General features: G+C 49.4%; 4 protein-coding genes and 1 tRNA gene. 1 reads left to right on the top strand and 4 read right to left on the bottom strand.

All coding sequences use genetic code 11. From position 1 onward, the window contains the following. Positions 1-348, top strand: a 348-nt coding sequence (locus ACI4N7_RS07650) for a tyrosine-type recombinase/integrase (RefSeq protein WP_439732762.1), incomplete at its 5' end; no start/stop codon positions are given. Between the two features lie 42 nt (positions 349-390). On the opposite strand, the gene ACI4N7_RS07645 is transcribed toward ACI4N7_RS07650, so the two are convergent. From ACI4N7_RS07645 to ACI4N7_RS07630, 4 genes are all read right to left on the bottom strand, one after another. Continuing rightward, positions 391-1,089: a hypothetical protein gene (locus ACI4N7_RS07645; protein WP_439732761.1), complete on the bottom strand. Its 699-nt coding sequence runs from the start codon at positions 1,087-1,089 to the stop codon at positions 391-393. Between the two features lie 157 nt (positions 1,090-1,246). Further along, positions 1,247-1,322, bottom strand: a tRNA-Arg gene (locus tag ACI4N7_RS07640). 47 nt (positions 1,323-1,369) lie between these two features. Continuing rightward, on the bottom strand, positions 1,370-2,470 hold the full coding sequence (gene alr, locus ACI4N7_RS07635; protein ID WP_439732760.1) for an alanine racemase: 1,101 nt from the start codon (positions 2,468-2,470) through the stop codon (positions 1,370-1,372). Positions 2,471-2,739: 269 nt separating this feature from the next. Continuing rightward, positions 2,740-7,056, bottom strand: coding sequence for a diguanylate cyclase domain-containing protein (locus tag ACI4N7_RS07630; protein ID WP_439732759.1), 4,317 nt, complete (start codon positions 7,054-7,056; stop codon positions 2,740-2,742). Positions 7,057-7,444 lie beyond the last annotated feature (388 nt).

Genomic DNA, 7,444 nt, shown 5'->3' with positions numbered 1-7,444 from the left:
CCCATGAATGTGTCCCTGGCCCTCCAGCGGGCAAAGGACAGCCTCCATGAAATCGATATCAGCCAGAATATGCTGGTCTTCCGGAACGGCAACGGCAATCCCATCCGGCCGGAAGCCATCGAGAAGATGTGGAAGCAGGTGCTGCTGGAAAGCGATATTCCCTATCGGAGCTTCCATTGCCTGAGGCATACTCACGCCACGCTTCTCCTCGCCAATGGGATCCCCATCATAGAGGTCTCCCGACGCCTGGGCCATTCCTCCGTGAAGCAGACGCTGGATATGTACGGCCACGCTATACCGAACTATGATCAGGAAATTGCAAAAAAGATTTCTATGATTTACGGATAAAAGGCAATAAAAAAAGAGGTACCCTTTCACGGGGTACCTCTTTTATGCTGCTTTTTCTTCCAGGGTTTCCACCACATCTTTATTTTTCTTCATGATCTCAGGGTCTTCCTTCATTTCTTTGATGGTCATCCAGCGGAAGTCCACGCCGTTCACTGTGAAACGGTCGCTCCGGAAAACGTCAGGAAATGTTTCTATGCTTGCCAGATAGAGGGTATGTTCATACTTTTTATCCACCTGGTCACTGACGGAAAATTTCTCCGTCACTCTGAAATCTTTCCTTGTCAGGCTGACATCCCCTTCAGGAAGCTGCAGGTGATCACTTATCAGCCTTGTCAGTGTCTTTTCTGCCTCTTCTTCCGGCGTCCTGAAATTCAGAAGAAGGAAGCACTTCCATCTCTTATCCCAGTATACCAGGAAGCGGGTGGGATGCTCCCGGAAGGTGTCCTTGATGGCGATGAGGGAAAACTTGTGCTTGATCTGGTCCATTGACTTTATCTCCTTGTACATGGTTTCCCCGTTATAGGGATGATAGAATGCCTTAACGATTCTGGATATACTCCAAAAAGTAAGCCCTGCTCCGAAGAGAAGCAGTATATCTTTGTAGGGCAGGCTACTTTCCCAAAGGGTAAGAGCAAACCCCGCTGCAGAAATAAAGGTAAATATTTCGTCCTTTTTTGAATGCCCGATTTCCTCTTTCTTCCCCTGAAGAAATTCGCGCAGCTTGTAATCGTCTAAATACATCCTGCCCTCCCGGAATGAAAAAAACGGTGGGCGCGTTTTTTCACGCGTCCGCCGCCTCCGGCCCTCCCGGAGGGCCAAACCACCCCCACAAACCGCCCCCATTTCGTGGGGGTGTTGTGGGTGCTTTTTATATTATCCGATAACATCGGATTATTTCTGGTGCGTCTAGAGGGATTCGAACTCTCGACACCTGGTTCCGGAGACCAGTGCTCTATCCACTGAGCTATAGACGCCTAACAAGGAGTATTATAGCATAAACTGCGGATAAAGAAAAGAGTTTTTATTTCTCTACAAAAACACGGGGAATTCTCTTCAGGTCACAGGTAATTTCATGCGGGATAGTACCGGCAGTCTTTGCCACTTCATCCAGAGTGATTTCCCCTTCTCCCTGTTTCCCCATGAGGATGACTTCATCTCCCGGTTTTACGGAATCATCTACAGCAACCATGAACTGGTCCATGCAGATACGTCCGATAATGGGGCACCGTTTCCCGCCAATGAGGACAACTCCCTTATTGGAAAGACATCTGGGGTAACCATCTGCATAACCGATAGGCACAGTAGCGGTCTTCATATCCCTGTCTGCTACATAGGTTCCGCCATAACCGATGGCTTCTCCTTTATGAAGCGTCTGTACATGGGTAATGTGGCTCACGATACGCATAACATACTGAAGATCCAGCTTGTGTTCCATTTCATCGGAAGGCTGGGGTCCGTAGATAATGATTCCCGGGCGGGCAAGGTTGTGCCAGCTCTTCGGAATGTCGATAACGCCGGCGCTGTTGGCAGAGGAAATGACGAAATCATCGGTCACCGGCATCTGGGCAATGGCTTCATCAAAGCGGTCCAGCTGTTTCAGGGCTGCAGACTTGTCCCTGCAGTCGGCTGTTGCCATATGGGTCCAGGTACCATGGAGATGAAGGTGCGGATAGGCAGCCAGTTTCGCAAGGAATGCCTTCACATCTTCCGGATGTGTGCCGATACGGTTCATTCCGGTATCAATAGGCATCATGACTTCCACCGTCTTGCCTGCGCCTTTGGCAATATCTTCAAAAGCATCCAGATCTACGGTATCGTCCACCGGAAGGGTCAGGTCATATTTAACACCCATGAGCATATCTTCCGGAAGCGGAAGTCCCAGCACATAAATAGGGCAGGTAAATCCGGCTTCCCGCAGCTCTGCTCCTTCTTCCACACGGGCAACAGCAGCTGCGGTATATCCTTCTTCCATGGCAATGCGAAGCGTTTCCACCGCACCATGACCATAGGCATTGGCTTTGACTACAGCCAGTACATTCACCTCTTTGGGAAGATGCTGACGGATAACCCTCAGATTGTGACGAAGTGCATTCAGATTAATTTCCATGTAAGAAACAGGCATAACAAAATCTCCCTCCAATAAAAAAGTCACCACAGCAGAAGTCACGGGTTTTCCCCGTCACAGAAAGCCGCGGCGCTTCATATTCCTTGTGAAATTGTATGATTCAAAAGGGTTATCCTTATGATAATCCAAGAAAGGAAAAAAGAAAAGGGGCAGGAAGAAAAATGATGATGGATAGAAATTTTCCTGCTTCCCGGTTCTTATTCATTGAGAAGCGGAACCAGCCGGCCTTTCCCTGGGGAGCAGGCCGGCTGGTGAACCACATGTCATCAATTCTTATTTTTTTCTATTTCTTCCACATTGAAATCGGTGACCACCCGGTCATCAGGCAGGCTTTTGGCCAGGTACATATAGCGGTCGGCCCGGTCTACGATAGAGCGGACCGTATCATCTTCCCTGACCACTGTAATGCCTATGGATATACCGAAATGCAGTATCTTTTCTCCTGCTTTCACTTGAATGCCTCCTGCAATTTTGGCAAACCGGCGGGCTGCACCCTCACTTCCTTTGGCATCCCGCAGGAGGAGCAGGCCTACGAATTCATCACCGCCCCAGCGGCAGAAGCGGTCGGCCTTTCTTCCCTGTTTCCGCAGGGCGATGCCGAAGGCCTGCAGCGTTTCATCACCTGCATTGTGACCATAGGTATTATTGATATCATGGAAATTATCAGCATCAGCAAAGAGAACAGCAAAAAGCCTTCCCGTGCGGTGATAAGCTTCCAGCTCGCTTTCCAGGCAGGACTCCATGTACTTCCTCCCCGGCAGGCAGGTAATGGGATCCCTGGTGGCCACTTCATAAATTTCATGAATCACCGATTCATCGTAGCTGTCTTCGGTGAGTGGGGTGAAAAGGGAAATCAGTTCATCGGTCTTCCCCGATTCATCCTGCAGGGGCACCAGGGTGTTTTTGATGAGGATATCCCTTCCGTCAGCCCTGCGCATGAACATCTGCAGGGTCTGGGGTCTTCCTGTGGCAAAGGCAACGATAGCGGGGCACTGGGAGCGGGGAATGGTCACGCCATCTGTGCGGGAACATTCCAGGCCCATGTCGATGCACTTTTTCCCCAGCATGTATTCTGCCGAGTACCCCAGCAGCTCTTCCGCCCCGTGGTTCCAGTAAAGGATACGGTGGTCAGGGCGAATGATGTAGCAGCCCATGGGCAGTGCTTCCACCAGCTGATGGAGCAGTCTATCCCTGTCCACTCTGGTATGATAACTGTTTTCTGCTTCCAGCGGATGGCCATGGTTGAAGAAGGACTTCACCAATGATTTCTGCATTTCCATAATCATATGGGCGTAGGTAATCCGGATATAGGCAAAGAGTGTCACCCTGTTGGTTCCGGCCAGTTTGACAGCTTCGACGGCATTGCTGATACGTTTTCCCAGCTCCCTGATGTCATTGGGTGTCTTATATTTATAAAGTACTGCAAACTGGCAGATTCCCACCCGTGCCGCCACGGACTTATGATCCACCACATCCGTAATAGCCCGGGCGCAGGCCTTGAGAGCCAGCTGCCCTGCCTCTACGCCGTAGATATCTGCAATGCGGGTAAGCTCCGGTATCCGGATAAAGATGATACCAAAATCTTTCTTTTCAAACCGATAATCCTCTTCATAGCGGGCCAGCAGGTCCATGAAGCGCGGGGTATTGGCAAGGCCGGTTTCCGGATCCTTATCAATGAGATGGAGCCCCCGATTCGTCATTTTTTCTATCATCTGCTCGTCCTGGAAGAAGCCCATGAGCCCGCTCACCCGGCCTTCCCGGTATACCGGCCATTTGGTAGCCATAATCTGGTGGGCCACGCCTCTGGCAATGCACCTGCCGGGAACATTGACATGCATGGTACCGGATTTCATGACCTCTTCCTCATCATCCATATAGGCCCGTTCTCCCGGATGCCATCCCATATCCTCATCGGTTTTGCCAAGGATGCTTTCCACCGACGAAAAGCCATAATAGTTCAGGAAACACTGATTGGCCCCCATGAATCTCCGATTTCTGTCCTTCCAGAAAATAGGAATGGGCAGGTACATCATGAGGTCAGCCCAGAGAGCTGCCTTGTCTTCATTATCTCTGCCAGCTGCTGTCATCAGAGCATGGTAAGGGTCGGAATGAATGATTTTCAATTCCTCTTTGGCTCCCCCAATATCCAGGACCCGGACCACATAGAGAAGCTCATGCTGGGCGGAATTGGGAATACGGAGGATTTTATGAACCATCCAGCGGAACTCTCCATCCACATCCCGGGTGCGGAAAATACTGCTGATAATGCTTTGGTCCCCATTGTCCAGTCTTTCTTCCATGGTTCTGGTGTCCATAAATGAAATATAGGACTGCTCATCGGCTTTAAAAATAACAGGAAGCACGCCGGAAAGCTGCCCTTTTCCCCGAAGGGGTATAAAGCCATCCACGCTGCCATCATCTCTGCTGAATCGGATGGACTGCACCATGCCGGATGCAGGATGGATAAGGTAAAGGCCCCTGTAAAAATACCGAAGATGGAGAAGGGTGCGAATCTTTTCCGGCATTTTGCCTTTCTGCTTTGACTGGGGGAATATATGAACCTCAAACAGGTATCGTCCCTCACTGCTGCTGATGATCTTATAACGGCAGAGGGTTTCTTCCTGTTGGAAGGGGTAATAAAATTCTCCGGAACCGCCGGAGCGAACAGCCGTCTCCGCTGCCAAAGCCACTTCCCGATTGGCCGCATTATTCATGTCCTGCATGAATTCATCCACTTTTTCCTTCGTATCATAGCCGTCCTCTGCAGCTATGGCACGAAGCCTGTCATTCATGTACAGCACATGGAAGGCGTGGCCAGTAAACTCGATAAGCATCATCGGCAGGTCTGTCATGAAATTGACACTGCTCAGGGCATCATAATATTTCTTCTGCGCCGGCATTTCAATTTCCAGGCCCTTTTCCATTGAGGTTTTCAGAGATTCTTCAAAAGGGAGGGGTTTTCCGAAATAGTAGCCCTGCATAAAGTCACATCCGCTGTTTCTCAGGAAATCGCACTGTGCTTTCGTTTCCACCCCTTCCGTCAATGTTCTCATGCCAACCTTCTTATCCATGGCAAGGACGGAAGCAATGATACTGCGGGAGCGGGAGCTGTCATTCCTAAGAAAAGCCATGTCCAGTTTCAGTACATCATAGGAATAATCCTTCAAGAGATTCAGCGTGGAATAGCCGCTGCCGAAATCGTCCATCCAGATTTCATAACCTGCCGCACGGAATTGGCCCAGCGCATCAATCAACACCTGATCCTGGAAAGCCAGGGCGCTTTCGGTGACCTCGATATGGAACATGCGCCTTGGAATATCGTACTGACGCACGATGGCTTCCACTTCTTTGAAAATATCACAGCACAGGAAATCCACGCGGGACAGGTTGACGGAAATCGGAATTTCCGGCAGTCCCTTCTTCTCCCTTTCCGCAATGAGGGCAGCCGCCTGACGGATGACGCAGATATCAAGTTTCCAGATTTTCTGTTCTTCCTCCAGCGGAGGAATAAAGCGGCCAGGCATCAGAAGTCCGCGGTTGGGATCATCCCAGCGGGCCAATGCTTCCATACCGCAGATTTCATTGGAAATAGAACGCACAATGGGCTGGTAATAGACCCGGATCCAGTCTTTCTGTATGGCTTCATCCACATGGGATACCACATAATCCGCAATATCCAGCTTTTCTCCCATTTCTGCGGTGTAATAGGAAAAATCACGGTTTACCTGTTTCTTATTATCATCGCAGGCTATCTTGGCACGGTTCCACAGGACTTCTGCATCCAGGGCAGGGTCATCCCAGCTGCAGGCCCCTATGGCGCAGTCCACTACGCTGCCCGATAAAATATGCATAATCAGGTTCTTGGAACGATGAATCCGTTCTTCCAGATGAGATGAGCCGGTAAACACGGCAAAATGATCTCCGTCCAGACGGGCAGTCTCCTCTTCCGGAAAGACCATTTCCAGAATCCTCCCCACCTCACGAAGGAAATCATCTCCCGCCTTCATGCCATAGCGGATATTCAAAAAGCGGAAATTGATTAAATCATAATACAGGAAGACCGGCTTCTCCGTGATTTCTCCGGACTCCATCTTCTGCGCATACTCCCTCATCAGGGAAAGAAGAGCACCGCTTTTCAGAAGACCGGTCAATGGATCCATCTTCCTTTTCGTGTCCATAAGATTCTGCAGGCCCAGATCCACTGAAAAGAATACCTGGATCGGATTGCCCTCTGCATCCTTCTCGCATTGCACCATGGCCCGCACTAACCGTATGTCTCCCTTTTTGGACACAAGACGGCATTCAAAGCTTTCCCGGCTTCCTTCCGCCTGTGCCACATAATGAAAAGCATTCCGCACCTTTTCCTGGTCGTCGGCATAGATAATATTCCAGTAGTTATGACCGGTATATTCCCAGATTTCTTCTCTGCTCCCTACTCCCAGCATATCCAGAAACTGCCGGTTTATAAAAATAGGGGCATCCACCCCGCCGGGAATAAATGCATAAACGCCGCCGGGCATAGTATCTAAAATGCGCTTCAGCGAATCCGTCATAAGACCTTTTGGTGTGATGTCTGTGTCCATTTTTCTCTCCTACTCCATGATGAAGCAGTGCACGTATCATCTGCCTCCCAAGCCGGACCCTGATCAAATATAGAACTTATTTATTCACTTCATTGTATAACAATTTGTAATATTTAGCAAAATAAGGAATTTTAAGAAAGCGCCGATTAGATCGTTATCGAATTTTATTCTTGCATTTTTATTCAATGCGAGGAATCAATCGACGCGAACAGCCAGCGATTTAAGGAGGCTTATGACGAGGCATTGGATAAAAATACATATGAAATTCAATTCTGCGAATGAATCAGTGCTTCCTTAGAAAATTATTAGCAGACTGCCTGTCAGTGCAGCCTTCCCGTTCACAGCTCTATTTTCTCTATCCTCTGCCGGAGATAAGCAGTATCTACTC

This window comes from Dialister sp. (assembly GCF_051885895.1).
In the GTDB taxonomy this organism is placed as follows: Bacteria; Bacillota; Negativicutes; order Veillonellales; family Dialisteraceae; genus Dialister.
Note: the sequence above shows the minus strand (reverse complement) of the source record. Positions and strands in the feature narration are given on the sequence as shown.